The 464-nt window shown below is 28.2% G+C and carries 1 protein-coding gene; it reads right to left on the bottom strand.

Annotated features, from left to right (window positions below):
• Positions 1-173: 173 nt before the first annotated feature.
• Positions 174-464, bottom strand: a 291-nt coding sequence (locus tag Z053_RS29645; protein ID WP_035097335.1) for a T9SS type A sorting domain-containing protein, incomplete at its 5' end; no start/stop codon positions are given.

Raw genomic sequence — 464 nt, 5'->3', positions numbered from 1 at the left:
AGCACTCGAATTGACGAATTTTAAGATTCAAAAACATCAATACGCACAACGGGTTGATAAATAATTCAACCCATCAAAAAATCTGTAATCGTAATTTATATAATAAGATTCTTAATAGTAACCATAAAAGAGTAGAAGAAGTACTCTTTTATGGTTACAAAAACTATTTTAAATTAATTTGATACTTTCATCTTACCATATTCTTTTTCTTTTCCTATAGTAATCGTATATAAGTACAAACCAGTTTTTAAAGAACTAATATCAAATGTTTTACCATTCTTCCCATTCATCACATTATTTTCAAAATCTAATAACTTAGTTCCGTTAAGGGAATGTACTTCAAATCTAAAATTAGAGTTAGATTTTCCAGAATTTATCATCACATTTATGATACCATTTTCGGTAGGATTCGGAAATACGCTAACCGCAGAATTTCTTACTGTACAATCACCTGTCTTTGACCA

This window comes from Aquimarina megaterium XH134, from assembly GCF_000520975.1.
Lineage (GTDB): Bacteria > Bacteroidota > Bacteroidia > Flavobacteriales > Flavobacteriaceae > Aquimarina > Aquimarina megaterium.
The sequence above is the reverse complement of the archived record's forward strand: the minus strand, read 5'-3'. Positions and strand labels throughout refer to the sequence as shown.